Origin of the sequence: Shewanella sp. AS16, from assembly GCF_021412365.1 — a bacterium.
Classification (GTDB): domain Bacteria; phylum Pseudomonadota; class Gammaproteobacteria; order Enterobacterales; family Shewanellaceae; genus Shewanella; species Shewanella salipaludis.
In genome coordinates this window covers 340,062-366,711 of sequence record NZ_JAKCLK010000002.1, presented here as the reverse complement: position 1 = coordinate 366,711, position 26,650 = coordinate 340,062, and the positions used below count along the sequence as shown (strand labels likewise).

The following is a 26,650-nucleotide window of genomic DNA, read 5'->3' as shown; positions in this document are numbered from 1 at the left end:
GTTAATCGAGCAGGTAGCCGAGCTTGTAGTTAAGCGTCGGTAACGAATCTTCGGTGAAGAGCAGCAAGAGATCACAATGAATATCATGGTCTTCGATGCGGTAGTTGATCTCCATCGCCAAGGTGCGTTGCCATTTCTCGGCGTTGTCGTGAATGAGATCGTTGACCGTGCAATGCCGGCCGAGCACCACGGGATGCGCCTGGCTGAATTTCATGTCCAGTTGCTCCGAGATGCCGTTGAGGAAGGCGCCGATCAACACATTGCCCGTGTCTATCATGACTTCGATTTCGGTATTGGCATCGTCTGGATTGGCCAGCCCCATCAGCTTGGCCATGTCCTGAAAGCTGGCATCATGGAATAACAGCAGGGCTTCGCCGGCGATCCCTGCGCCTATGAAGCCCTGGCATAGGGCCGAGATCTGCGGATTCGCCTCGGTTGCCTTGAGGGTCATGGTCAGCTCGCTGACTTCGAGCACGTTGACGTTGGGTATGGGCAGCAAGACGAAGACATCGAGCAGCCTGGCCAGCAGATCGGCGGCGCGTCCCATGGCGACGTTGGCTATCTCCTGGCAGGCATCGCGCAGGTCGACCTCTATCATGGGGCTCTGGGTTTCGGTGCTCGTCTGGGCCAACTCCAGGATGCCGTATTCCTGCAGTATGTGGCTGATGGCATCGGCACTGACGGGTTTCTGGATGAAATCCAGCGCCCCCAAGGCCTTGACCTTCTGGTGGGCCCTGAGCTGGATATCGCCTGAGACCACTATGATGAGGGCGGGCAGATCCTGTTGCTGCACCGTCTGCAGCACCTCGTAGCCATCCATGACGGGCATGTTCAGATCCAGGAAGACCACTTCGCCCTTGCCGGCGCGAATCGCATCCAGGCCTTCGGCCCCGTTGGTGGCATAGTTGAGTTCTATGTCCCAGTCTTTGGGCAGGGTGCGTGCCATCTGCTTGCGGGCGAGTGCCGAGTCATCGCATATGAGTACCTGAACTGTCATCTAGTGATCCTTGGTTCGTCCTGTTGGCGTGACCCCTGGGTGCTGCGGCTTAGGAGCTGGCTTATTCTAATTCTAAAGGCCTGTCGCTATTGGCATTTTAACCACAATGGCGCGACGTTTTTTTGACTCTTGTCAATTTTACAGCATGTTAGTCTTTTTGACCGTCGATGCCAAATGCTTCTCACCAGGCGTTGGGCTTGCCTGACTAGCCCTGCCTGGTGATGAGATAGGCGAAACCCTTAATTTGTTGCAAACATTCCTGCCAGGCCGTCGCCTGGCGCAGATCCAGTGCCAGTGCTTGCTGGCGATAGCGTCCAGGACCATGGACCGAGGCAAGGGTGTGGCGCTGCAAGGCCGTCAGCCGGGAGGCGGGGTGGCCATCGGGTGACTGCAGGTCCAGCACGGGAACAGTGATGCTCGCCAGTTGTGCCGCCAGGGCCTGATTTTGCGTTTCATCTTCGATGAAGGGATTGATCACCACCAGCATGTCGGGCGCTGGGATCTGCTGTTGCTGCAGCAGGGCTATCACCAGCGCCGCACTCTGGCCATCGGCGATCACCAGTCGTTTTCCCGGATAGACGGCGCTCAGGGCGTCGACGCCTGTCAGCGTCTGCTGCAGGAAGTTTTCCTGGGCCGTCTTATGCTGGGAGTCCTGTTCCCGGGAGAATTTCGGCGTCCTGTGGCCGGCAGCATAGCTCAGCTGCGCCTCACCTGCTTTGCTTATCTCGGTCGCGGCGGTGGCGAAGTTTGGCGCCGCCCTGGCCCTGGGCGGCGTCAGGCTGATGCTGGCCCAACCTGCAGGATTGAGGCCATGACGCAGGAAGTCGATAAGCCCTGGAGCATCCGGCGGCGAGCCCAGATCCGCCAACAGCAGGGCGGCGCCCAGGTGTTGCTCTCCCTGCCAGGGGCGTGTCAGCACCCCGACCGACTCATCCCCGACGCGGATCTGCCCGACTTCGGCGGCGGGCAAATAGGCCAGGCGCTGCTGCTTGTCGCCTTCCGTCGCGGCGGCCGCTTGGGGCTGTGGCGCATCTTGCGACCGGCATTCTGGGGGGAAGGCCAGGCTCAATAACAGCAGCAGCCCGACGTATATGGAGCGGTACTCTGGCATATTCTCACTGGGTCCAAGGTGTCTTGGGGCGAGTATAGCGCGACTGGCGTGTGATACGCACAAAAAAGCCCCATGAAGGGGCTCCTTTGTCGCGTTCGGTTGGCCGGGGTTCAGCTTTGGCCCCTCAGATTCGAGGAGCCGGTCCCGACTCAAACATGGCTGACCAAGATCATGCGGATGGCGTCCAGTTGCAGCTGGCTGGCATCCAGATAGGCGTTGAGTTCGCTCATCTGATTGCGCAGATACTCGAGCTCGGCGTCGCGTATGTTCGGATTGATGGCCTTGAGGGCCTCCAAACGTTCGAGCTCGCCACCGAGCTGAGCCGTCATCTTCTCCCTGGCCTGTACCAGGAGTTGTTGCAGCTCGGCCTGGGCATGTTCTTCACCCTGGGCAAACAAGGGGTGCAACAGCGGCTGTGAGGCCGTCACCAGCTTGCTGCCTATGTGGCGGTTGACCGCGCTCAGCTGCTTGTCGAAGCTGTCGTAGCTGACCTTGTCGGCCAGGTTGTTGCCGCCCTTATCCAGCAACACCCGGATAGGGGTAGGTGGCAGATAGCGGTACAGCTGACTCGACTTGGGCGCCGAGGCATCGGCCAGGTAAATGAGTTCCAGGAACAGGGTGCCTGCGGGCAGGGCCTTGTTCTTCAACACGGCGACGCTGGTGGTGCCCGTCTCCGAGCCTGTGATCAGATCCAGCCCGGTTTGCACCAGGGGGTGCTCTTGGGTGATGAGGGCGATATCGTCCCTGGACAGGGCGGTATCGCGATCGAAGGTGACTGTCACCCCGTCCTCGGGCAAGCCTGGGTAGGTGGGGAACATCATATGCTCGCTCGGACGCAGTATGATGGAGTTTTCACCCCTGTCTTCCTGATCTACCCCTATTATGTCCCACAGGCGGATCACCGAGCCTATCAGCTGGGTATCGTCATCACGCTCGCTCAGGCGCTTGACTAGGGCATTGGCGCGCTCGCCGCCGTGGGAGTTGATCTCCAGCAGCTTGTCGCGCCCCTGTTCCATGGCCTGTTTCAGCTCCTGGTAACGCTTCTGGGTCTGCTCGAGCAGGGTGTCGAGTGCGTCGGCATCGTCATCGCCCAGCACATCGAGCAGCGGCTCGGCAAATTCCTTGTAGAGCAGGTGTCCCCCTGGGCAGGTCAGCTCGAAGGCGTTCAGTCCCTGGTGGTACCATTGCATCAAGCGTTCCTGGGCGGTGCCCTGCAGGTAGGGCAGGTGGATCTGTATGTCGTTCTTCTGGCCGATACGGTCCAGACGACCTATGCGCTGCTCGAGCAAGTCGGGATTGAGCGGCAGGTCGAACAGCACCAGGTGGCTGGCGAACTGGAAGTTGCGCCCCTCTGAGCCGATTTCCGAGCAGATCAGCGCCTGGGCACCGCCTTCTTCCTGGGCGAAATAGGCGCCGGCCTTGTCCCTCTCTATGATGGACATGCCTTCGTGGAATACCGTCGCCTGTATGCCTTCGCGGGTCCGCAGCGCCTCTTCCAGGCTCAATGCCGTCTCCGCTTGGCTGGCGATGATCAACACCTTCTTGCTGCGATGGTTCTTGAGGAAGTCGATCAACCAGTCGACGCGGGGATCGAACTTCCACCAGCTGGCGCTGTTGTCTTCAAATTCCTGATACAGCTTCTCCGGGCTCAGCGCCTGGGCGGCCTTGGCCTCCAGGCTCTTGTGGCCGTTCATCATGGCGCTGACGCGCGCCGCGGTCAGGTACTGCTCCGGCATCAGCTGGGGCTGCGGGTGGAAGAAACGTTTGGGGAAGCCCTTCACCGAGGCGCGGCTGTTGCGGTAGAGGACCCGGCCCGTGCCGTGACGATCGAGCAGCTCCTGCAGGAGTTCATCCCGCGCGGCTTGCTGGGCATCGGCATCCGTTCCCTGGATCTGGCGCAGGCTGGCACTTATGTCTTTCTCGGACAGGAGTGCGGTGATGCTGGCGATGGCGCTTGCCGGCAGCGGCTGCTCGGCGGCCAGGGCTTCGGCGGCCAGGGCCACCTCCTTATAGCTGTCTTCCTCCTTGAGGAAGGCGTCGTAGTCGTAGAATCTGTCGGGATCCAGCAGGCGCAGGCGGGCGAAGTGGCTCTGGTGCCCCAGCTGATCCGGGGTCGCAGTCAGGAGCAACACCCCAGGCACGACTTCACTCAGGGCCTCGACTATCTGGTAGGCCCGGCTCGGCGCCTCTTCGGTCCACTCCAGGTGATGGGCCTCGTCGACCACAAGCAGATCCCAGTCGGCATCGAGTGCCTGCTCCAGGCGTTTCTTCTTGCGCAGCAGCTCCAGCGAACAGATGATCAGCTGCTCAGTGTAGAAGGGGTTGTCGTTGTCGGCATAGGCCTCGACGCACCTGTCTTCATCGAACACTGAGAATCTGAGGTTGAAACGCCGCAGCATTTCCACCAGCCACTGGTGGCGCAATGTGTCCGGCACCAGCACCAGCACCCGCTCGGCACGGCCGGTCAGCAGTTGCTGATGTATGATGAGACCCGCTTCTATGGTTTTGCCCAGACCCACTTCGTCGGCGAGCAGCACCCTGGGGGCATAGCGTCGTCCTACTTCATGGGCAATCCACTGCTGGTGGGGGATCAGCCCGACTCTCGGCCCCTGCAGGCCAAGCAGATCCGAGGAGGCCAGCTTGTGGCGCAGCAGTTGGCATTGGTAACGCACCCCGAACCTGTCCAGCCTGTCTATCTGACCGGCGAACAGCCTGTCCTGGGGTTTGTTGAAGCGGATATTGTGGTTGAGCAGGGTTTCGCGCAGGCTGGCGGGTTCACCCGTTTCGGTGTGAATGCCGTGATAGATGATGAGCTCCTGTTTCTCTTCCAGCTCGACCACCTCCAGGCTCCAGCCTTCATGGCTTTCGACCTTGTCGCCCGGATTATAAATGACACGGGTAAGCGGAGCTTCACTGCGGGAGAACATGCGGTTCTCTCCGGTGGCGGGGAATAACAGGGTGACCATGCGGCCTTCTACCTGCACAACAGTGCCTAAACCAAGCTCTGACTCGGTATCACTTATCCAACGTTGACCTAAGGCGAACGGCATCTTTATTTCTCATTTCCGGGCTGACTCACAAAGGGCGCGTATGTTATACCAATCGGGGTGACATTAACATCGCCGGGAGGGTCCCTAAAGCCTAATTGGCGCCACGACAGATTACAAATTAGCCGGTCGACGAATTTGTTATTCTGGGGTGGCGGACATGTCATCCGAATGTCACATGCCGGCTTCTACACTGGTTCTGCGCTCGGGGAATTGTCGTTCAAAGGCGGATTGACTTTGGCGGCAATGGTGCCAGTATAAGACTTAAGAGCCTATGGATAGAGGAGAAGTTAGGCCTTACCGCGAGTAATAAGTGCCATGATTGGCCGGGTGATTAGCCATGCTATGAGCCAAGTCTCGGCGGCATGGTGAATGGATATCGACAGCTGAATACGCACTCTGGAGGCGCCATGGAACAAGACGACAGAAAGTTGTTTGTACTGGATACCAATGTGTTATTACATGAACCTTTAGCCATTTATTCCTTTAAGGAGCACGATGTCGTAGTGCCTATGACTGTGCTGGAAGAGCTGGATCAGATAAAAGATCGCAAGAGCGATGTCAGCCGTGACGCCAGGGTCGCCATCAGGGCGCTGGAAGACACCTTAGGCGGACCCACCACCCCGGAACAGATAGTCAGTGGCGTACCTTTGCCGAGAAGGGAAGGCCATAGCGATGCCAGCGGTACCCTCTCCATCTTCCCCGATCATCAGATAGAATTTACCCAGGGCGCCTTGCCCGGCGACAGCAACGACAACAACATAATCAACACGGCACTGCATCTGCAAAAAGCGCATCATCCGCGGCAGGTGGTGCTGGTCACCAAAGACATCAACATGCGCCTCAAGGCCAAAGGCGCCGGTATAGAGAGAGTCGAGGACTACCGCAGCGATCAACTGATAGACGACATACGTTTCCTGAGCAAAGGCTTCCACATCTTCGAGGGGAATTTCTGGGAGCATTTGAACAAGGTCTCCACCACCAGGCAGGGACGCCATACAGTGCATGAGGTGCCGCTCAAGGATGTCGACAGCGAGCCCCTGTATATCAACCAATACCTGATAGATGAGGAGTCCGACTTCTGCGGCCGGGTGGCCGAACTCAACGACACCCATTTGCACATACTGGACCTGGGACGCGACAGGCTGACGAACATAGAGGCCTGGGGCGTCAAGCCGAAGAATATCTATCAGGGCATGGCGCTGCATGCCCTGATGGACCCGGAAATAGATCTGGTGATCCTCACCGGCCCGGCCGGCTGCGGTAAGACACTGTTGGCCATGGCGGCAGCGCTGGAGCTGGTGGTCGAGCGCAAGCAGTACGACAAGGTGATAGTCACCCGCAACACCCCGGAAATTGCCGAATCCATCGGCTTCCTGCCGGGCACAGAGGAGGAGAAGATGACCCCCTGGCTCGCGGCCGTGACAGATACCCTGGAGGTACTGCATAAGAATGATGCCAATCCTGTGGGCAGCATGAGTTATATCATGGAGAAGGCCAATATCCAGTTCAAGTCGATCAACTTCATGCGGGGGCGCTCGATTCAAAACTCTGTGGTCTTGCTCGACGAGTGCCAGAACCTCACCGCCTCGCAGATCAAAACCATGATCACCCGCATGGGCGAAGGCACCAAGCTCATCTGTTGCGGTAACCTGTCGCAGATAGACTCCAACTATCTCACCGCAGTGACCTCGGGTCTGACCTACATAGTGGAGCGTTTCAAAAACTTCGAAGGCAGTGCCAACATCTACCTCAATGGTGTGGTGCGCTCCCGTCTGGCCGAATACGCCGAGGAGCACCTCTGACGGCTTCGCCGCTTGGCGCCAAGGCCTCCATCCCGGAGGCCTTTATTTTATCCGCCGGGGCACCTCTGTGCCCTGGTTGGCGGTAATTATTTAATGTGCTTGATATTATCTTCCTGATACTATTATCCATCGGGTAAAGAGGAGTCGCCTCAGCTCCCAGCCGCGACGTGAGTGCTGCAACCAAGGGTAGTGAATGAAAACCAGTGAGCCGGATCTTCAGCTAAAATCGCCGATCCAGAAGAACTATAACCGCGCCGTTTTTTATACCTATATCGGGGTGATCCTGATGGCGATGTTGACTGCCTGGGTGATCTTCGATCGCCAGAAGAGTCAGCAGATGTTGCAGCGTGAAGAGCAGGTCGACCGCCATGTGTTGCAGGTGGATCTGTTGCTCGAGTCCAGCATCAGGGCGGTGAAGAGCCTGCGCAATGTGGCCATAGATCATTTGCGCCTGGGCGAGCTGGTCCGTAAAGACAGGTTTCCCAAGTACGAAAAGTTCGACGAGCGTGGCAAGTTCTTCACCCTGGAACCCAATTACGCCCAGAGCGGCGAGCCCTTTACCAACATGGGCCGGATCACAGGCTCTGGCTCGCTCGATGGCCGCAGCGACAAGTTCTATCAGGAACTGGAGATGCTGTTCGAGCTGTCGCTGTCTTTCCCTGTCGCCATGGAAGCCGCCCCCAAGGCCTCGGCCATCTACTACATCTCCAAGCGCCGCATCATGTCCTATTACCCCTGGGCCTCGGACGAACAGAGATTTCGTGAGGAGTTGCTGAACAAGAAGCAATTCCAGCTCGCCACGCCGGCGATGAACCCGCAGCGCAGCGTGTTCTGGAGTGAGGCCTATGTGGATCCCGCGGACAAGGGGTTGCTGACGACCCTGGGGGTGCCCATCTACCTGGAAGATGAATTCATAGGCTCCATCAACCTGGACATGACCCTGGCCTCGCTGGCGCGGCAAATTCGCTTGTATTTCAAGATGCCGGGTACGGTTATCCTGCTGGACCAGAGCAATAACATCCTCTCCCACAGCGACATAGAAACCGCCGACATCAACCGTGTCTATCATATCAGCCAACGCATTCCATCCGAGCTGCATTCCCTGCCCGAGTCCGAGCTGTTCGATGCCCACGAGGGCATGATACGCAACGGCTACTATATCCACTCGGTGGCGCTGCATAACGCCCCCTGGCGGCTCTTGTACCTGCAGAAGGCCGATGACCTGTTCCAGGAGTCCAGGGATAAGCTGCAGCTGACCTTCCTGCTGGTGGTGCTGGCCCTGTCTGTGCTGGTGACCATAGTCCACTGGCAGACCCGGCGCTCCTTCGTCAGCCCGGCCTCACGCCTGCTGTCGCACCTGGAAGGCTGTTCCCAGGAGCCGAGAAAGCCGCCGGAGAAGATCACCCAGGGCTGGGCGCCCTGGTTTCAGTTGGTGAGTCGCATCTTCGAGGAGAACCAGCAATACACCAAACACCTGGCGGAGCAGAATAAGCGCCTGGACAAGCTGGTGGCATTGCGCACCGACAGGCTGAAGGAGACCACGGCGCGGCGCGAGCGTGAGTACGCCCTGTTGCGCTCGCTGCTCGACTCCATCCCTGAGGCGATCGTCTTCAAGGATAAGGAAGGCAATTATCTCGGCTGCAACAAGTCGGCCGAGCGCATGCTGGGTTATACGGAGAGCGAGATGATCGGCCTGTCGTCGGAAGATCTGACCTCCCCCGAGCTGGGTGAGCGCATCCGGGCCGAAGACGAACAGGTGCTCAAGGACAGGATGCCGCTGCGTTACCAGGAAAAGGTCGAGATGGCGGGCAAGTCTGTGCTGCTCGATACCCTGAAACTGCCGTTCTACAATAGGCGCGGCGAACTCTTGGGACTGATCGCCGTATGGCGGGACGTGACCCGGGAATACGAATCGGCCGAGCAGCTCAGGCTGTCGGAGGAGCGTTATCACCTGGCGATGGATGCGGTGGAAGATGGCCTGTGGGATTGGTATTTGGATTCGGAGCAGATCATCTGCAATCCGGCCTATTACTCCATGCTGGGGTATAAGGCCAACGAATTCCCGGCCCTCTTGTCCGCCATAGACGAGCTGATCCATCCGGACGACAGGAGCCGGGTCCAGGAGTACCGCAATCAGTACCTGGCCGATCCCGTCGGTGCCTATGAAATAGAGTTCAGGATGCGCGCCAAGGCAGGTCAGTATCACTGGGTGCTGTCCCGCGGCCGCGTGGTCGAGTTTACCGCCGACGGCCAGCCCAAGCGTATGCTCGGCACCCATAAAGACATCACCCGCTCCAAGAGCAACGAGGTGGCCTTGTTGGAAGCCAAGCAGGATGCCGAATTGGCCAACCTGTACAAGAGCGAATTCCTCGCCAACATGAGCCATGAAATCCGCACTCCAATGAATGCCATCATAGGCATGCTGCAACTGGCACAGCGCACCAGCCTGACGAACCAGCAGAAAGACTATCTGGAGAAGGCCGGGTTCTCGGCCCAGTCCTTGCTGCGGATCATCAACGACATCCTGGATTTCTCCAAGATAGAGGCGGGCAAGCTGGAGCTGGAGCGGGTGTCTTTCCCGCTGGATAAGGTGCTGGATCATGCGCTGGATCTCAATGCCCTGCGGGCCCAGGAGAAGGGGGTCGAACTCTTGCTGTATGCGCCCGTAACCGCAGGACTGATACTCAAGGGCGATCCGCTGCGACTCGGGCAGGTGTTGATCAATCTGCTGTCCAACGCGGTTAAATTCACCCAGTCGGGTGAGATAGAGCTGGGTTGTGAGGACGTGGGCGAGCGGGATCACAGGATCACCCTCAAGTTCTGGGTGCGGGATACGGGCATAGGCATAGGCAAAGATCAGCAGGAGAAGCTGTTCGACGCCTTCGCCCAGGCCGACGGCTCGACCACCCGCAAATACGGCGGCACTGGGCTTGGACTGTCGATCAGCAAACACTTGGTGTCCATGATGGGCGGCAAGATGCAGGTGCAGAGCGAGCCGGGCGTCGGCAGCACCTTCAGCTTCACCATCAGCTTCGAGATAGCCGAGGAGGCCAAGCCGGCGCCGCTGGTGATCCCTGAGCAGCTCAACAACCTGAGGGCCCTGGTGGTCGACGACAATCCGTCGGCGCTGCAGATCTATTCGGCGCTGATGCGCGACTTCAATTTCGAGGTCGACACGGCCGCCAGCGGCGCCGAGGCTCTGTACAAGCTGACTAAGTCGCAGGTGGATCTCTTGCTGCTCGACTGGATGATGCCGGGCATGGACGGCAAGGAAGTGGTGGAGGCCATAGATAAGCTGCAACATGAAGGTAAGCTGGCGCAGAGGCCGAAGATCATCATGATGACGGCCTATGCCTCGGAGCCGCTGCTGCATGAGGTCGACGGCGACAAGATATTTGCCCTGCTGCAAAAACCCTTCAAGGCCTCGACCCTGTTCGATGAGATCATCACGGCCTTCGCCGAGCAGCCGAAGCTCAACCTGGCGCCGACCATTACCGAGGCGGATACGGACCAACATTCGGGCTTGGTGTTGCTGGTGGAAGACAACTTCATCAACCAACAGGTGGCGACCGAGCTGCTCAAGAGTGCCGGCTACGAAGTCGTAGTGGCGGATAATGGCCAGATAGCCCTGGACATAGTGGATAGCCGTCCCTTCGATGCGGTGCTGATGGACATTCAGATGCCGGTTATGGACGGCTTGACGGCGGCCAAGGCGTTGCGGCAGCGCTTCACCACAGAGCAGTTGCCCATCATAGCCATGACGGCCCACGCCATGTCGGGAGACAGGGAAAAGAGCCTGGCCGCGGGGATGAATGCCCATATAACCAAACCGATAGTGCTGAACGAATTGTTCGAAACCTTAAACCATTGGATTAAGCATAAGACGCAGCACGACCAGGGCTAATACCTGGAGCACGACTGGTCTTTATCAGGAGGATGCATGAAACCCCAACGTATTGGATTGCTGGCGTTGGCCGGCGTGTCATTGTTGACCATGACCCAGGCCGCCGTGGCCAAAAGCCAAGACACGAGTTCCGCCGCCATAGTCAAACAGAGTCATAAGGCCAAGGGGTTCATCAACCTGTATTATTCGGATGAGCGGGGGGAGCTGTACCTGGAGGCAAACCGCCTCAACAGCCCTTTCCTGCTGGTGACCAGCCTGCCCCAGGGCGTCGGCTCCAACGACATAGGCCTGGACCGGGGCCAGTTGGGACAAACCCGCATGGTGCAGTTCGAGCGCCAGGGGCCCTTCCTGATCCTCAAGCAGCTCAACACCCGCTACCGGGCGGACAGTGACAATGCCGCCGAGCGCCGGGCGGTGCAGGAGGCCTTCGCCGACTCTGTGCTGTGGCGCGGCAAGGTACTCGAGGGCAAACCCGCGCTGGTGGCCATCAATGACTTGGTCATCAGGGATCTGCACGGTGTGAGCCAGGTGCTGGCCCAGACGGGGCAAGGTCACTATCGGCTGGACAGAGACCGCTCGCTAGTCTTGCCCCAGGGGGTCAAGTCGTTCGAGCGCAATGCAGATGTCGATGTGCTGCTGACCTTCAGCGCCGATACCGCCGGGACCCAGGTGGCCCAGGTGACACCGGATGGCACCGCCATGTCCGTGCGCATGCGTTACTCCTTCGTCGAACTGCCCGAGGCCGGCTTCGAGCCCAGGGCCTACCATCCCATGAGTGGTTTCCTGTCCGAGGAGTATGTGAATTATGCCAGCCGGGTGGATGAGCCCCTGGTGCAGCGTCACCTGATCCGCCACAGATTGCAGAAGCTCACTCCCGGGGCGGCACCGAGCAAGGTGGTCAAACCCATAGTCTACTATCTGGACCCAGGAGTGCCTGAGCCCATACGTTCGGCGCTGCTCGATGGCGCGCGTTGGTGGCAGGGGGCCTTCGAGCAGGCGGGGTTCGTCGATGGCTTCAGGGTGGAGTTGCTGCCCGAAGATGCCGATCCCCAGGACATCAATTACAACATGATCCAGTGGGTGCATAGGGCCAGCCGCGGCTGGTCCTACGGGGCATCACTGACAGATCCCAGGACAGGCGAGATCATCAAGGGCCAGGTCACCCTAGGCAGCCTGAGGGTGCGCCAGGATCATCTCATCGCCCGGGGATTGACTGCCGGCTGGCAAGACAGGGCGGCCGCCAGGCAGGCGCAGCTGTCCCTGTCGCTGGCGCGCATTCGCCAGCTGGCGGCCCATGAGGTGGGTCATACCCTGGGGCTGGATCATAACTTCGCCGCCTCGAGCAATGACGACGCCTCTGTGATGGATTACCCCTATCCCAAGGTGACGCTCAAGGGGCAGGAGATAGACATCTCGGCCCCTTATTCAGTGGGCGTCGGCGTCTGGGATAAGTTCGCCATCGCCTACGGTTACGGCGACTATGGGGATGAGGCGGCCGACACTCAGGAGCAGGCCAGGCTGCTGGAGCAGGCGGCGCGCCAGGGCCTGAGATACATAGGCGAGGCAGATTCCCGCGGCGCGAATGCCGGCAATATGCACGCCAGCCTGTGGGATAACGGCGACGATCCCGTGGCCGAATTGGTGCGGCTCGAGCGGGTTAGGCGGCAGGCGCTGGAGAACTTCTCGGCCCAGGCGCTCCTGCCGGGAGAGCCACTGGGGGAGCTGAGCGATGCCCTGGTGCCCATCTATCTGCTGACCCGCTACCAGATCACGGCGGCGGCCAAGGTCATAGGCGGAACCGACTACAGTTACCAGCAGACGCAGGAAGGCAGCCGTTGGCATTATGCCGCGCCCCAGCTGCAGCTCGATGCCCTGAGCGCCTTGCTCGGCGGCTTATCCGCCGCCAGCCTGGAGCTGCCGCAGACAGTGCTGGAGATCCTGGTGCCCAAGGCCGGCAACTATGGTGCCACCCGGGAGAGCCAGGCCGGCGGGCTGGGGATCATAGGCGATCCCCTCGCCATGGCGGAGGTGCTCAGCCGGCACACGGTCGCCCAGCTGCTGCAGCCCCAAAGGCTCAACCGGGTGGCCCAGGCCCATATGGCCGACAACGAACAATTGTCTGTGATGGTGCTGGTGGACAAGTTGCTGGCCGCGACCCTGTATCAGGAGCCTAAGACGGGCAGTGAGCAGGGGATCTGGATGCGGGTCAATGCCGTGGTCATGGACCAGCTGCTGGCCAGCCTGCACGACGAGCAGAGCTCACCCGAGGTCAAGGCCATGCTGGCAGACAGGCTGAATTTCAGCATCAAGCAGCTCAAGCGCCTCAGCAACAGGGGCAGCGATTACCAGGCCGCCCATTTCAATTGGCTGCAGCAGGGCCTGGCCGCGGCGCTGGCGGACGACAGTGTCAAGCTGTTGCCCCATCCGCTGCCCATGCCGCCGGGCTCGCCCATTTAGCCATGAGCCGGCCGAGCCTCAGATGCCGGCTTGCTTGGGATTGCGGGGATAGAAGTCATCGGCCAGGCGGTCCAGGTGCTCGAATTGGCGGGTATTCTTGTAGGGGAGTTTCATGAAGCCCGAGACCCCCTGGCCCTGGATCTTGCCGACATGGTGCAGGATCCTGTCGAGGCTGGCCCTGAAGGCCGCCTGTTTCCTCGGATTGAGCAACTTGAGGTAGCTATGGACCTTGAGGTGGTTGGGCAGGGCCTCGAAGATGATGCAGCCTGTGTGGTGGATCTGGTTGATCCTGCCTAGCTCGGCCATGATCTCCGCCGGTAATTCCAGGTTCTCATCCGGATCTTTGCCATCCTCGAAATAGGAATGCAGCCTGGACTTGTCTTCCAGGCTGGGCACATCGCCGACCTCGAACGGCAGCTGTAGCCCGGCGTCGGCCTCGAAGGGTTGGCTGGTATCGCTGCGCTCTATGTGCAGTGTGTCCCTGGCGTTGAAGAAACAGGCCTTGAATACCCCTATGCGTTTGATGCCACGGGCCAGGGTCACCATGTTATTGACCGCCAGCACCAGTGCCGCCTTCTCGCCGGCATCGTACAGCGCCAGGTTAGAGTCGATAAACACCCCAGTTTCCTGCCAGTGAATGGCGAGTCCCCCCACTATGGGATAGTGGGCCAGGCGGCCGACGGCGGCGATGAAGCCTTTCTCTGTGTCGCCCATGCCGGCGAGGAAATTGCGGTAATATTTTTCCAGCTGCACATCGTCCATCCTGGCGATGGGATCCTGGCTGTTATGTTCCTTGAGGAAGGATTTGCGCGAGCTGTAACTCACAGTTTCCACATCCCTGTGGCGATTCTGCAGCCATACAGGGATCTGTGCCTGGGGCTCGGGGCGCCTCAGCTGCGGCAGGTGTAATCTGTGGCTGTGGCGCATGCTGCGGATAAAGTAGTCGCCTGCCTGCCTGCGCCGCAGCGGGTCGTCACCCAACATGGCATCCAGAGTGCGTGCCAGCTCCACCGGCAGTCCTATGCTGGTGGGCGGGATCACTGTCGTGCCGAAGCGGCTGGCCTGGCCCGACGCCAGGGCATAGAGGGTCGCCGCCACCCCTTGTTCATCGAAGCGTGGGCTGGAGAGGGCGCCGCCGAGCTGTTCCTCGCCGATGAAATACACATCACCCATGCGGGCATTGGTATGCTGGTGATCGCTGGACATCAGCGCCATCACATCGCCTTCCACCGCCCTGTCATGTTCATCTCTCTGGGCGAAGACGGCCGAGCCCCAGTCGATCAGCGACAGCTGCTGCCTGTCCATGTCATACACCAGATTGGAAGGCTTGATATCGCCGTGGACCAGGGGTCTGCCGGTACGCAGATAGTAGAGGATATTGGCCAGCTGCCTGGCTATGTCCATGATCATATCGACGGGCAGGGCCCCCATGCGGCGACAGAGCTGTTCCAGATCTTCGCCGCGGGCGCGCTCCATCACCAGTATGCCTTGTCTGCCGACCCGCTCGAACTTCACCACGGGCGGCACATTCGGATGCTGGACCTGGGACAACATGAAGGCCTCCTCCTCCAGCCTGTCCTGGACCTGTTGGGGCAAGGTGATGCGGGAAAACTTGAAGACATGGGAGTGGGCGGCGGCATTGATACCGGCGAATACGAAGCCATAGGCTCCCTTGCCGATAAACTCTATGTCGCGGTAACCCAGCTGACTCAACTGCTGCTTGCACAGACGGATCCAGGCCTTATGTTTACGGGCGTCGTTGGCCTTGAGCAGGTAAATTGACTGCTCTTCGGAAATGTAGAAATGTTGCAGTTGAGGTGTTGGCAATGGCGGCTCCTTTTCACTCATTTAACCAGCCGGCGGCCGCGGGGGCAAGCCTAACCTGGTGTCGGGGCGCGGCTTTGCATCTGAGGTCGAATGCCATTAGAGTAAGGGCAAATTTTCCGCGGGAGTGGGGCTATGGAAGCAGATTTTTGGCATGAGAAGTGGCAGCAGCAGCAGATAGGGTTTCACCAGCAGGAAGTGAACGCCCTCTTGCAACAACATTGGCATAGGCTGGGGCTGGAACCCGAGTCGCAGGTGTTCGTGCCGCTATGCGGCAAGTCGTTGGACATGTGTTTTCTGGCCGAACTTGGCCATAGGATCTTGGGTTGTGAGTTGTCGCTGACGGCGGTGGAGCAGTTTTTTGCCGACAACCGGCTCGAAGTCTGCCAGAGCCAGGAGGGGGAGCACAGACGTTTCGATACCGAGCAACTGAGCATCTACCAGGGCGACATCTTCAGCTTGCCCCTGGAGGTCACTGAGGGGGTGACCGGCTTCTACGACAGGGCGGCGCTGATCGCCTGGCCCGAGTCTATGCGCCTGGCCTATGTCAAACAGCTGGCCAAGCTGTTGCCGGGCGGCAGCAAGGGGCTGTTAGTCACCCTGGATTATCCCCAGGCCAGCCTGAGTGGCCCGCCTTTCGCCGTCTCGCCGGATTGGGTGACAACCCATATGGCGGCGGATTTCGAGATAAGGCCGCTGGTCTCCCAAGATGTGCTGGCCGATAATCCCAGGTTCGTGAAGAAACAGGTTCCCTGGCTGACCGAAGCTGCCTATCTACTCGAGCGCAAATAGTATAGAGCGTCTGGCCTGCAGGCCGTAAAAAAGCGCGTCCGGCCTGTCCAGGGGCCGAACGCGCTTGTTCACTCTTGTGCAATGCCTGCCGGCTGACGCCCGGGAGCGGCTTGAAGCAGGATCAGCGGATTAGAAGTCGTAACGCACACCCAGGGTGAAGATGTCGTCGTCCAACAGCTCGACCTTGTTGCCGGCAACTCTGTGATCCCCTTCATACATGGCATAGTGACCCCAGAGCAGGGTCGACTTGGCGATGCGATAGTCGGCACCCAGGGTGATGTTCTGCACCTCTATGTCTGTGCCAGACTCACCCTTGATGTTCTTGTAATAGTTACCGAAACCTGCACTGTCTTTGCCGTATTCCGCCTTGAGGTTCACCCCGTTGAGGTTGTAGCTGAGGTTGACGAAGTAAGTGTTGCCGTCGATGGCGCTGTTTGTCGCGTCCTCCGAGTGCTGGTACAGGCCGCCGAGCCTGAAGTCACCCAGTTTCACCTGCGCCACGCCCCGGTAGGCATCCAGGTTGCTGATGCCCTTGTTGTAGGCGGCCGCCAGATAATAGTTCTGTGCCTTGAGTTTCTTGTCACCCAGGGTGGCGCTGATGGCGTACTGGCTGTCGTTGGATGCCTGATTATCTTCCATCAGGTAGGTGGCATTGAGGGTGATGAGATCGGCAATCTTGGGTGAGTAATACCAGATACCGTCGGCGCTGCGGGTCTGGGCGCCAACCAGGCGATCGATATCCGCGTTGCTGTTGCCGAACAGATCCACACCGCCTTCGGCTTGCTTGAAGACGGTATCGTTACGCCCGACCAGGAAGCTACCTGCCTGGGTTTTCAGCCCCAGGAAGGTGTTGCGCGCCTTGAAGACGATGGCATCGCCGCTCTTGTCTTTGGTCTGGGTGGTGTTTTCAACCTGGAATTCCATCTGGTAGAGGATATCGAATCCCTCGGCAAGCTGCTCGCTGCCTTTGACCCCCAGGTTGGAGAAGTTGCTCTCCAGCACAGTGCCGTCTTTCTTGTTCTGGGTGGTCGCGCCTGTATCCGAGTTGGCGACCGAGAGATCCAAACGACCGTAAAAACTTGGGCCATCGGCCAGCGCACCGAAGGACGCCATGGCGAGTATGGAGGCAATAGAGGTCGAGATAAGAGTCTTGTTCATGTGTAGCTCCCTGAAACTTAAGTTTATAGTAATTGTTGTGGTGTCGAGCCGCGCCCAGGTGCAGGCGCTGCAGGCCGCATGGAGACTCGGCCCTTGTTGTTTAGGCAATTACCACGCCAGGGTGTTGTTAACTTGTTAACTTGTTAATTTCGTGGGGTGTTTGTGAAATGCCATAGAGGCGGGGCCGAATTGTTGGGTGAGATCTCGCGCATTCTCCCCGCTCGGATGGGTGGGAAACCGCTCAAGCCTTTGGCCCTGGGCGCAGCGGCTCCTGTTGCGCGGCGGGGAAATAAAAAGGCGACCCTATGGCCGCCTCGACATGGAGTGAATGCCGTCGACTAGAAGTCGTAACGCACACCCACAGTGAAGACGTCGTCGTCCAATAGGTCGACCTTGTTGCCGGCAACCTTGTGATCCCCTTCATACATGGCATAGTGACCCCAGAGCATGGTCGACTTGGCGATGCGGTAGTCGGCACCCAGTATGATGTTCTGCACGTCTATGTCCGTGCCAGACTCACCCTTGATGTTCTTGTAATAGTTACCGAAACCTGCGCTGTCTTTGCCGTATTCCGCCTTGAGATTCACCCCGTTGAGGTTGTAGCTGACGTTGACGAAGTAGGTGTTGCCGTCGATGGCGCTGTTTGTCGCGTCCTCCGAGTGCTGGTACAGGCCGCCGAGCTTGAAGTCACCCAGTTTCACCTGCGCCACGCCCCGGTAGGCATCCAGGTTGCTGATGCCCTTGTTGTAGGCGGCCGCCACATAATAGTTCTGCGCCTTGAGTTTCTTGTCACCCAGGGTGGCGCTGATGGCGTACTGGCTGTCGTTGGATGCCTGATTATCTTCCATCAGGTAGGTGGCATTGAGGGTGATGAGATCGGCAATCTTGGGTGAGTAATACCAGATACCGTCGGCGCTGCGGGTCTGGGCGCCAACCAGGCGGTCGATATCCGCATTGGTGTTGCCGAACAGATCCACGCCGCCTTCGGATTGCTTGAAGACGGTATCGTTACGACCGACCAGGAAACTACCCGCCTGGGTTTTCAGCCCCAGGAAGGTGTTGCGCGCCTTGAAGACTATGTCATCGCCGCTCTTGTCTTTGGTCTGGGTGGTGTTTTCAACCTGGAATTCCATCTGGTAGAGGATATCGAACCCCTCGGCAAGCTGCTCGCTGCCCTTGACCCCCAGGTTGGAGAAGTTGCTCTCCAGCACTGTGCCATCTTTCTTGTTCTGGGTGGTCGCGCCTGTATCCGAGTTGGCGACCGAGAGATCCAAACGACCGTAAAAACTTGGGCCATCGGCTAGCGCACCGAAGGAGATCAATGTCAGTGCGGAGACTACTGACGCAGCGATAAGATTCTTTTTCATTGTTTCATGCTCCCTTGAACCTAGGTTCATTTACCATCTTTTAATGGTTTTGTGTGGTAACAACTTGGTATGAATCGCTTATTGGGAAATCAAGCGATGGCCGATTGTGACAGATTTTATGACGTAAACTTGTGTGACAAGTCAAACTCTAGCGTTCTGGTGGCCGATTAATATAGGACCTTAGGCTAATTGACTCAGTCTGTATTTGTGACCGTTATATGACATAAACGCAACCGTTTTTTTTCGACCTAAGTGTTTGTCTAAGATGGACACTTTGTATTTGTTGCGCCTTAAGCTTCACCTGGGTATCGAAGCTGCGGGATGTTGCTATGGCTTGGGGCTGTGAGGCGGATGGGGCGATGCGCCTGCCCGGGTGCAAGATAGCGTTAGTTTTTCGGCCGAATTCGTTTAAAATCCCCGCCTATAGTTGTTTTGCCCGGCCTGCAGCCCAGGCTGCCGAGCGGCAGATGTTTACCCGAGCCGCCAAGTCCAGGTGCGGCTCATCATATTGAGGTTGGTAGTATGTCTGAGGCATATCAGAATCGCTTTGGCGGCATAGGTCGTTTGTATGGCCATGGGGCATTGGATAAGTTTGCCCGGTCTCATGTGGTCATAGTAGGGATCGGCGGGGTCGGCACCTGGGCGGCAGAAGCCCTGGCCCGCAGTGGCATAGGCCAGCTGACCCTGATCGATCTCGACGATATCTGTGTGACCAACACCAACAGGCAGATCCACGCCTTAACCGGCACCATAGGTGAGTCCAAGGTGGCCGTGATGGCGCAGCGCATTCGCGAGATCAACCCAGACTGCCGGGTCAATGAGGTCGAAGACTTTATTACCCTGGATAACCTGGGTGAGCATTTTGTCGGCGGCAAAGACGGCGGCACTGTCGACTATGTGGTCGATTGCATAGATGCGGTCAAGCAGAAGGCGGCGCTGATAGCCTGGTGCAAGCGACAGAAGATCCGCATAGTGACGGTCGGCGGCGCCGGCGGTCAGACGGATCCCACTCAGATCCAGGTCACAGATCTGGCCAAGACCTACCAGGACCCCTTGCTCGCCAAGGTGCGCAACCTGCTGAGGCGGGAATATAATTTTTCGAAGAATCTGGCGCGGCGTTTCGCCATCGAAGCGGTATTTTCCACCGAGCAACTCGTCTATCCCCAGGCCGATGGCAGTGTCTGCAACACCAAGGCCGCCGCCGATGGCAGCATGCGCATGGACTGCGCCTCTGGCTTTGGCGCCGTGACCATGGTCACAGGCACCTTCGGCTTCGTCGCCGCCAGCCGGGTATTGACTAAGCTGGCCGCCGCTTCGGCCGAGTAGGGCTGTTTGGCTCCTTGGGTCCCCATGCTTGGGACGCCAAGGACGGGGTACATTTTCAGTTTATGGCATCAACTTTGCTTAAGCTTATCCAGGTTCAAAATTCTGACGCTGGATGACGCTATGTTAAAACTGAAACTGGATTCGAGTAAGTTCTTCAAAACCAAGACATTGGTCTTTAGATCTATGTTGTGGCTGTTGGTTTCATCTGCTGCCTTGCTGTTCGTACCTCAACCCATGCTGACGGCGCTTGCCCTGAATGATATCCTCAGTGCCAATGCGCATTTCGTTGGTCTCGGGCTGATAGTCAGTGTGGCCTATTTCTTCAGCCTGGTGTTGAACTTCCTGCTGGATGAAGCCATCCGCTACCTGAGCGATAAGCGCATGGTCGAGACCATAGAGGCCAAGGTGCAATTGCTCGATCCCGCCGAACGGGCGCTGTTGCGGGAATTTTTCATCCAGGGTGCGACCATACTGACGTTGCCGAAGAATGAACTGGCGGTGAGGAGCCTGGTGGAGACCTGTATCCTGGAAGGCCTGGGGAATGAACGTCACTATGCCATCCAGGGACCGACGGCGGACTATAAGATTTCCATGAAGGCGAGACTCTATCTGAATCGGGATGTGCTGAGGTTGCCTTCGGGAGCACCGAGCCAGGAAGAGTTACAACATCTGCTCAAGGCCAGGCCTCAGTTCATCAATGGCATGGTGCAACCGAGAAAGCACGCGGCCTAGCGAGTCGCCAGATTGCAGACATGAAAAAAAGAGGGGGCATAGGCCCCCCCGAACATGAGTCAAGATTGCAGTATGACTTGGACCAGTCAAGGCTTGGCGGACTTAACCACAAACATCCACATCAGATAAGAAATGATCCCGAATGTGCTGAAAATGACCAGCATAGACAGTAATCCTATGGGGTTACCAAACATCAAATCTAACCAGAATGCCATGATTGAAATCCTCTTTCCTGTGAAGTCCCGTTTAAGATAGCCCCCCAGGTCGGGCAATAAACTGATCTCGATCAAGTGTTGTGGTGGATTTCGCCTGGTCCCGGGTTTATATCGCCAATAAGATGATCTGGCTCATGTTTTTCAGCCTTAATGCGCGCGCTTGTCGATTGGCGGGCAGAGGCGAGACCCAGAGATACCCGGGATGTGTTTCCTGCCGCCCGGCGAGCTTGAGGCTCAGCAAGGATCTTGGGATGATTTTTGAGCGGTTGAGCGGCTTTTGGCTGAAACTGATGGCAAAAGTCTTGCCATCGGCATTTGCGAAGGTATAATTCGCTTCACTTAGCAAGGACCGACAATCCGGGTTCCATGCTGATGAGTCAAGATAATGCCAGAGTGGTGAAATTGGTATACACAGGGGATTCAAAATTCACAGTGTGTACGAAATAAAATTCACTAAGCTGTTGAAGTAAAACGTTAATTGAATATAATTAACATCCAAAATCCTTGCAAAGATTTGCAAAGTTTTTGAAGCTAGTAAAATGTGCCAGAGTGGTGAAATTGGTATACACAGGGGATTCAAAATCCCCCGCCCTTAAAAGCGTGTCGGTTCGAGTCCGACCTCTGGTACCATCTCTTCTTGTGATAAGAGTGAGATAAGAAGCCGACCTAGAGTCGGTTTTTTTGTATTTAAAATAAATGATTACCCATTCTTTTTCTTGGCCTGCTCAGTTGTGTGCGTCTGCAACCACAGCGTTCCCATCTACGAAATGAACTTTTTTTGCAGGTCATTCTAATCTTTTTGCAAGCCACTTTACCTGGTTAATAAGGTTTTGAGTGTTAACCCGGCGATACGTTGACCTCAAACACCTCAAGTTCCTGCCAGTAGCACAAGAAGTTTTGCTCCCATAGTTGGTATATCTCCGTGGCTGTTTCTAAGGTGAATACGCCGTTAATGCTTTGGAATAGGCCACAGCCAAAGTCGAAGTCCACTTCTTTTGCCAGTTCCCAATAGTCTCCCTGCCCGACGTAGCAAAAGTCGGTGATATAGCATAAGCACCATTGTTGCGCTTGTTTCTCTAACCTGACTTCAACTGGATGAAAACCACCATGTTGTGGGCTGTAATCCGGATCACGAAAGTTTATGGTAACGGCCCTGTGAGGTTGGTTGCTGATAAATGGGGTTAATGCCAATAGTAATTTGTCAGAAACTGGCAAAGCCAGCTCTTTATTAATGGTATTCATCTTGTGTCCTCGGTCGGATTTTCTTGATGTTGAGCGATGGTTGATTTGTTATTCAGACTTTTTAAATGGGGGGAGGGTATCTCCCCCTTACATTTCGTTACTTAGTAGTGACTTTGGCTGGAGTGTCGCTCTTAGCCTCACTCTTTGCTTCTGCGCCGGCTTTAGCCTTCTTGGTAGGGAATTTGGCGGCTTTGAGGATAAACTCATCAAGCTCACCTTTCTCAACGGCATCGATAATCAGCTTGATGGTGTCAGGTAGCTTGGCTTGGTCTCCGACATCAATGGTGGGCTTTCCCTTTTCCAGCTCAATGACCTTGCCGCTGACTCTGATTTCGAGAAAGTAGTGCCCATCACAGTCGTAGTACCAAGGGCGAACATTGTATTTACGGCGGATAGTCCTCCGTTCTCCAGTCTCTGGATCTTTCACTGTCTTCTCGCGGAATGCCTCAAACGGCTTACCGGCGACATCGCACTCCGCCATTTCCAGTTGCATCTCGAGCTTATCCAGCATCTTCATGCGTTTCCCCAGTACAGGTGGCTTAGGGGCAATTTCAGGGCGAACGACGACCTTGAGCGAACTCAATACATTGGACATGTTGTTTTCCTCTATCGGTGGGCTATCGGATGAATCCGATGGGGAGCTGCACTTGCTTGCGGTTGTTCTCCGCGCTCAGCAAATCAACAGCATTGGCTCTGTGGTTATGGTTGGGTTGAAACATCGTCCGGCGCGCAAGAATGGCAAAGTCGCCGGGTGTCAGGTACGCAAGTTTGGCAAGGGCAGACTGTTCATCTGTAGTCAGCTTTCTCAGTTGCAGCGTCTGTCGATACAGCAGTTCCTTTTGTTGCTGAGTGAGATAGTCACATTCCAATTTAAAGTCGAAACGACGCATCACAGCGCTATCCAGCGCATTCAGATGATTCGTTGCTGCAAACACGGGAACTTGGCAGCATTCGAGCTGTGACAGCAACTCATTGACGAGCTGCACTTCGTGTACCGCATTCGCGCTCTCGCGTTTCGATAAGATGCTGTCGACTTCATCGAGTAAGATGAGCTGCTGCGATTGTTGTGCAGCGCGAAACAGCGTAGCAAGCTTTTGCTCACTGTCTCCGACATATTTACTGAGCACATCCGAGCTTTTGATGTGCAGCACATCAAGTCCCATGCACTCCGCGAGATAGTGCGGCCAGGCGGTTTTTCCTGTCCCAGGTGGTCCAGAAAGCAGTACCCGTACCGGCAATCCTTCACTGACAGCAAATTCAATGTCTGCGAGTGTTGAATCTGCGTTCTGCCCTTTGAGATTGAACAGTGCAGGATCGAACGCGATATCTCCTTGATAGCGAGTGCTGGATATCTCCTTGCCGCTTGCCTTCTGTGTCGATGCAATCACGCTGTCTATCAGCGTTTCCGCTTCTTCTCCTTGGAGTTCTAATGTCCTCGCAATATGAATAGCATTCGCAATTACGGCAGGCGATACGTGACAGCGCCCTGCGAGCTGCAACATAAACTCTTTGGTAACATTCAACGGACTCAACATCGGCTTGTTCATCCGATAATAGAAGTGCTCATCCGGCACAGGCAGTTCCATCACAAGCTTGAAGCGGCGTACAAAGCTTTGCTCCAGCAGCTCCACATGGTTGGTAATCCAAATCGCGGGAACAGCATTGGATTCCAGCAGGCGCATAAACGCTTCTTTCGTGTAGACAGTGCTGATGTCATCAAACAGTCCTTCGCATTCATCGACGAGCAACAGAGTGCTGTGACTGTGCTTTAGCAATGATTGCAGCATGTTCATGGAGCCGAGCCGCCTGCGAGAGGGAGAGCCCGTTCCTATGTCATCGAGCAAGTGTCCTTCTTCTACATGGGCACTCCGGACTTCTAATAGCTGCCGATTGATGGACTTTGCGAGCGTGCGGGCTAGCTCCGTTTTGCCGGTGCCGGGCTCTCCATACAGCAGAATATTGATCCCTTTAAGCTGCCGTTTGATCGCGGCAGCAAGATAGCGTTGCAGCATCTGAACATCGACATGCTCAAACTGCTTTAGCGTGAATTTTGCTGCAGGACTTTGGACAGTCACTTCCGACAGTAGCTCGGCAGGCTCGTTCAATTTGAGCGCCGTCAGTGTATTCGCTAAGCGTCCGGAGAGACGCAGTAATCCGAGATGATATGTCGATGACGCACAGAGCAGCTGGAAGTCCGTCAGCGTCTTCAGGATGTTATTGAAGTCGTCTTGTGTGATGTTGTAATGAGCACAGAGCGTGCGCTCCAGCACCATAGGATCTGAATCTGTAAGTTGCTGCGTCACATGCTGCAATCCATCGTTGCTGCTCATCACAATAATGAACTCCAACATCTTTTCAGCATGCTTCATCAGTTCAAAGGTGCGGCAGAGAAACGCTGCGTTGTGTTGCACAGTCTCGGATACGACAGGACTGTTATCTTCCGCAGGAAGCAGTGCGGTGATGTCATCCCACTGATAACGTTGATGCACACTTGCTTCTTGTCCTGTCAGGATTCTGAGTGTAGTTCCAGACAGCGAGAAATCCTTTTGCCACGTCTCATTCATGAGCAGCGCAGCGTAATGAGATGCGAGAAACTGACACTTCTTGTTGTTTCTCAAGCAACGTTTTCGCTTAATCATGTCTGCCTCCTGTGCTTACGCGTCGGCGGCGCATCAAAGTTCAACTTCGCTGCTGCTTGTCGCATAAAGTCATCGCTTCGTTTGTCATATAGCGTTGTTGTACTGATATCAGCGTGTCCAGCCATCTGCCGGACTGTGTTGATATCGATGTGCTGCGATAGCAAGCGAGTAATAAAGGTACGGCGAAGGTCGTGTGGAGAAACTCCTGGGACGCTAAGCTCGGACAGTGTTTCCCGGACGATGCGATACAAAGTATCTGGACTGACAGCCGTTCCCGTTCGCTTTATCCCTGTCAGACTGCATTTGCAAATCAGATAGCCTTGCTGCTGACCACGGACCTTTAGCCAAGCGACCATAGCCTGCTCTACCCAGGCAGGGAGAAACAGAATGCGACTCTTGTTGCCCTTACCTGCGACCACTGTCAGTGTTTGCTTTGCTAAGTCCAACTCTGACAGCTTTAGCGCAGCAAGTTCACTGCGTCTGAGTCCTGTGCCGAGGAACAGCGCAAAGATTGCGAACGTCCGTTTCCCATAGTCAGTTTTGCACTCTTTCAGTCGTATAAACAGCGCTGTCACTTGCTCGTTTGTGAGCGGATTTCCCTGATGCTGTCCATGCTTCATCTGTCCTATCGTCTCGATATGCGCAACTTGGGAAACATCTGCTTTTCCCATCAATACTGCGACTTTGACGATGTTGCGGATAGCTGTCATCGCTCTGTTGATGGAACGCGCCGACCAGCCGGCATGCACCATCAGTGCCCTGAGCTGCATCGCTTGCTGATAGTTGATAACAGAGAGCTTTTGTTCAAGTTCACTGCTGTGCCAGTCCATCAGTTTGCCGATGCTGCGCATCTGCGAATGAATAGAGCGCTGACTTGTAGCCGACAACCGGCTCAAATACAGCGCGTACGGAGTCGCTTCTGTCATAGTTAACTCCAGTAGATTCAGATTGAAATTTTTGAGATAGTGGATTGAAAAGATGGGGAATAGCGATACCATGCTATAAGGCCATGGTATCACTGGAAAAGCGATGTTTCAGCCGGTGTTTTTGACACGGCTTCCTGAGGTGAGGTTGACGCTACGAAGTAATTAGTAGCGATTGGGAGTATATGAAGTCCACTTTTTTGTTAGTGCAACTTTTTGCATTGATGTGGTTAGGTGGATATGTACGAGCTCAGTATCTGCACAGAGCTTTTTTACCTGCCCAGTTTCTTTATAACGTTTCAGACTGTTTTCGTAGCATATGTCTGTAGCCGTAATGTAGTAGAACTCATGCAATTCAATAAGAGAGTCAATGACTTCTGCTCTTGTTAGCATAATACCAACATGTTCGAGCAGCTTGAGAAAGTTTGTGAATTGCATCCAGTACAATTCTGGATCAGTATTTTTTGCTGAGATGATGTGTACAAAGTCGTCACGGCATCCCCCTGCTAATCTTTTATCCCTAAATTTCTGCCCAATTTTTGATAGGTCAAAGAGGAATTCATCAACTTTCAACTCTTGATGAATGTATAAAAAACACCCTACTCTGATTGCATTGGAGCTCAATTGTTGATTGGTGATGATATTGAATATAAAGGTATAACGATCATCGCTGTAGCCAGAAGCTCCTCTTAGCTTATTCAAATCGGGTGCAGTCTCTAACCCCTCTTCACAAATATCTTTACATAGCGAGATTTTTTCTCGCTTCAGATTATCTTGCAACCTTCTTACGGGGTTGTCTTGAGTTCCATATGCTTCGTTCATAAATTTAAATATCCTTTTTCCGTATAGTCCGACATTTGAGAAGCCGATATCTCTGCCCAATTAAACTTGAGTCCTCAATGACATCTTGAAGAGAAATATTTCCACATGCACGTAAATTTATTATTTATCAATGCGTTATTGGGTGTGGCATTTGGCTTGTGCGGATGCAAAAGTGTATGCGTCTATTCATGAATTAACTCTAAGTCAATTGTCCTGAAGTCAAAGTTAACTTGGTTTTCGTTTTCGTCAACTACGTTGATAATCCGTTATCTGAACCCGAAGTGGCTCA

At 55.9% G+C, this 26,650-nt stretch carries 18 protein-coding genes and 1 tRNA gene; 7 read left to right on the top strand and 12 right to left on the bottom strand.

The annotated features are described in order from the left end of the window. Position 1: 1 nt before the first annotated feature. The 3 genes from LZP73_RS06400 to rapA form a co-directional block, all read right to left on the bottom strand. Positions 2-997 (bottom strand): response regulator, encoded by a 996-nt coding sequence (locus tag LZP73_RS06400; RefSeq protein WP_169565588.1) that lies wholly within the window; start codon positions 995-997, stop codon positions 2-4. A 205-nt stretch (positions 998-1,202) separates the two neighbouring features. Beyond that, complete coding sequence (locus LZP73_RS06395) at positions 1,203-2,108, bottom strand: DUF3530 family protein (protein ID WP_234233639.1); 906 nt, start codon at positions 2,106-2,108, stop codon at positions 1,203-1,205. 149 nt (positions 2,109-2,257) lie between these two features. Beyond that, positions 2,258-5,158 (bottom strand): RNA polymerase-associated protein RapA, encoded by a 2,901-nt coding sequence (gene rapA, locus LZP73_RS06390; protein ID WP_234233638.1) that lies wholly within the window; start codon positions 5,156-5,158, stop codon positions 2,258-2,260. A 407-nt stretch (positions 5,159-5,565) separates the two neighbouring features. On the opposite strand from rapA, the gene LZP73_RS06385 reads away from it, so the two are divergent. From LZP73_RS06385 to LZP73_RS06375, 3 genes are all read left to right on the top strand, one after another. Beyond that, the gene (locus LZP73_RS06385) at positions 5,566-6,960 is read left to right on the top strand and encodes a PhoH family protein (RefSeq protein ID WP_234233637.1); all 1,395 of its coding nucleotides are present in this window, start codon (positions 5,566-5,568) and stop codon (positions 6,958-6,960) included. Between the two features lie 193 nt (positions 6,961-7,153). After that, positions 7,154-10,864 carry a response regulator gene (locus LZP73_RS06380; RefSeq protein WP_234233636.1) on the top strand — a complete coding sequence of 1,237 codons (3,711 nt, stop codon included), beginning with the start codon at positions 7,154-7,156 and terminating at the stop codon, positions 10,862-10,864. 36 nt (positions 10,865-10,900) lie between these two features. Next, on the top strand, positions 10,901-13,321 hold the full coding sequence (locus tag LZP73_RS06375) for a zinc-dependent metalloprotease (protein ID WP_234233635.1): 2,421 nt from the start codon (positions 10,901-10,903) through the stop codon (positions 13,319-13,321). Between the two features lie 18 nt (positions 13,322-13,339). Here the strand turns inward: LZP73_RS06375 and LZP73_RS06370 are convergent, their stop codons facing one another. After that, on the bottom strand, positions 13,340-15,148 hold the full coding sequence (locus LZP73_RS06370) for a protein kinase domain-containing protein (RefSeq protein WP_234233634.1): 1,809 nt from the start codon (positions 15,146-15,148) through the stop codon (positions 13,340-13,342). A gap of 132 nt (positions 15,149-15,280) precedes the next feature. Here LZP73_RS06370 and LZP73_RS06365 point away from each other — a divergent pair, with 132 nt between their 5' ends. Then, positions 15,281-15,937 (top strand): thiopurine S-methyltransferase, encoded by a 657-nt coding sequence (locus LZP73_RS06365; protein WP_234233633.1) that lies wholly within the window; start codon positions 15,281-15,283, stop codon positions 15,935-15,937. Between the two features lie 129 nt (positions 15,938-16,066). Here LZP73_RS06365 and LZP73_RS06360 read toward each other — a convergent pair whose 3' ends face one another. Both LZP73_RS06360 and LZP73_RS06355 read right to left on the bottom strand, forming a co-directional pair. Continuing rightward, positions 16,067-17,095: a porin gene (locus LZP73_RS06360; RefSeq protein WP_234233632.1), complete on the bottom strand. Its 1,029-nt coding sequence runs from the start codon at positions 17,093-17,095 to the stop codon at positions 16,067-16,069. A 338-nt stretch (positions 17,096-17,433) separates the two neighbouring features. Next, positions 17,434-18,462 (bottom strand): porin, encoded by a 1,029-nt coding sequence (locus LZP73_RS06355; RefSeq protein WP_234233631.1) that lies wholly within the window; start codon positions 18,460-18,462, stop codon positions 17,434-17,436. A gap of 522 nt (positions 18,463-18,984) precedes the next feature. Here LZP73_RS06355 and tcdA point away from each other — a divergent pair. After that, on the top strand, positions 18,985-19,788 hold the full coding sequence (tcdA, locus tag LZP73_RS06350; RefSeq protein WP_234233630.1) for a tRNA cyclic N6-threonylcarbamoyladenosine(37) synthase TcdA: 804 nt from the start codon (positions 18,985-18,987) through the stop codon (positions 19,786-19,788). Between the two features lie 120 nt (positions 19,789-19,908). Beyond that, positions 19,909-20,520 (top strand): superinfection exclusion B family protein, encoded by a 612-nt coding sequence (locus tag LZP73_RS06345; RefSeq protein WP_234233629.1) that lies wholly within the window; start codon positions 19,909-19,911, stop codon positions 20,518-20,520. 86 nt (positions 20,521-20,606) lie between these two features. Here LZP73_RS06345 and LZP73_RS06340 read toward each other — a convergent pair whose 3' ends face one another. Continuing rightward, positions 20,607-20,735 (bottom strand): DUF3149 domain-containing protein, encoded by a 129-nt coding sequence (locus LZP73_RS06340; protein WP_169565600.1) that lies wholly within the window; start codon positions 20,733-20,735, stop codon positions 20,607-20,609. A 543-nt stretch (positions 20,736-21,278) separates the two neighbouring features. On the opposite strand from LZP73_RS06340, the gene LZP73_RS06335 reads away from it, so the two are divergent. Beyond that, positions 21,279-21,365 (top strand) — tRNA-Leu (locus tag LZP73_RS06335). Positions 21,366-21,572: 207 nt separating this feature from the next. On the opposite strand, the gene LZP73_RS06330 is transcribed toward LZP73_RS06335, so the two are convergent. From LZP73_RS06330 to LZP73_RS06310, 5 genes are all read right to left on the bottom strand, one after another. Further along, on the bottom strand, positions 21,573-21,977 hold the full coding sequence (locus tag LZP73_RS06330) for a DUF2787 family protein (RefSeq protein WP_234233628.1): 405 nt from the start codon (positions 21,975-21,977) through the stop codon (positions 21,573-21,575). A gap of 97 nt (positions 21,978-22,074) precedes the next feature. Continuing rightward, positions 22,075-22,572 (bottom strand): DUF6641 family protein, encoded by a 498-nt coding sequence (locus tag LZP73_RS06325; protein WP_234233627.1) that lies wholly within the window; start codon positions 22,570-22,572, stop codon positions 22,075-22,077. Positions 22,573-22,594: 22 nt separating this feature from the next. Beyond that, complete coding sequence (locus LZP73_RS06320; RefSeq protein WP_234233626.1) at positions 22,595-24,616, bottom strand: AAA family ATPase; 2,022 nt, start codon at positions 24,614-24,616, stop codon at positions 22,595-22,597. Then, on the bottom strand, positions 24,613-25,542 hold the full coding sequence (locus LZP73_RS06315) for a tyrosine-type recombinase/integrase (protein WP_234233625.1): 930 nt from the start codon (positions 25,540-25,542) through the stop codon (positions 24,613-24,615). Before LZP73_RS06315 ends, LZP73_RS06320 begins: the two co-directional genes overlap by 4 nt. 162 nt (positions 25,543-25,704) lie before the next feature. After that, the gene (locus tag LZP73_RS06310) at positions 25,705-26,361 is read right to left on the bottom strand and encodes a hypothetical protein (RefSeq protein WP_234233624.1); all 657 of its coding nucleotides are present in this window, start codon (positions 26,359-26,361) and stop codon (positions 25,705-25,707) included. Positions 26,362-26,650 lie beyond the last annotated feature (289 nt).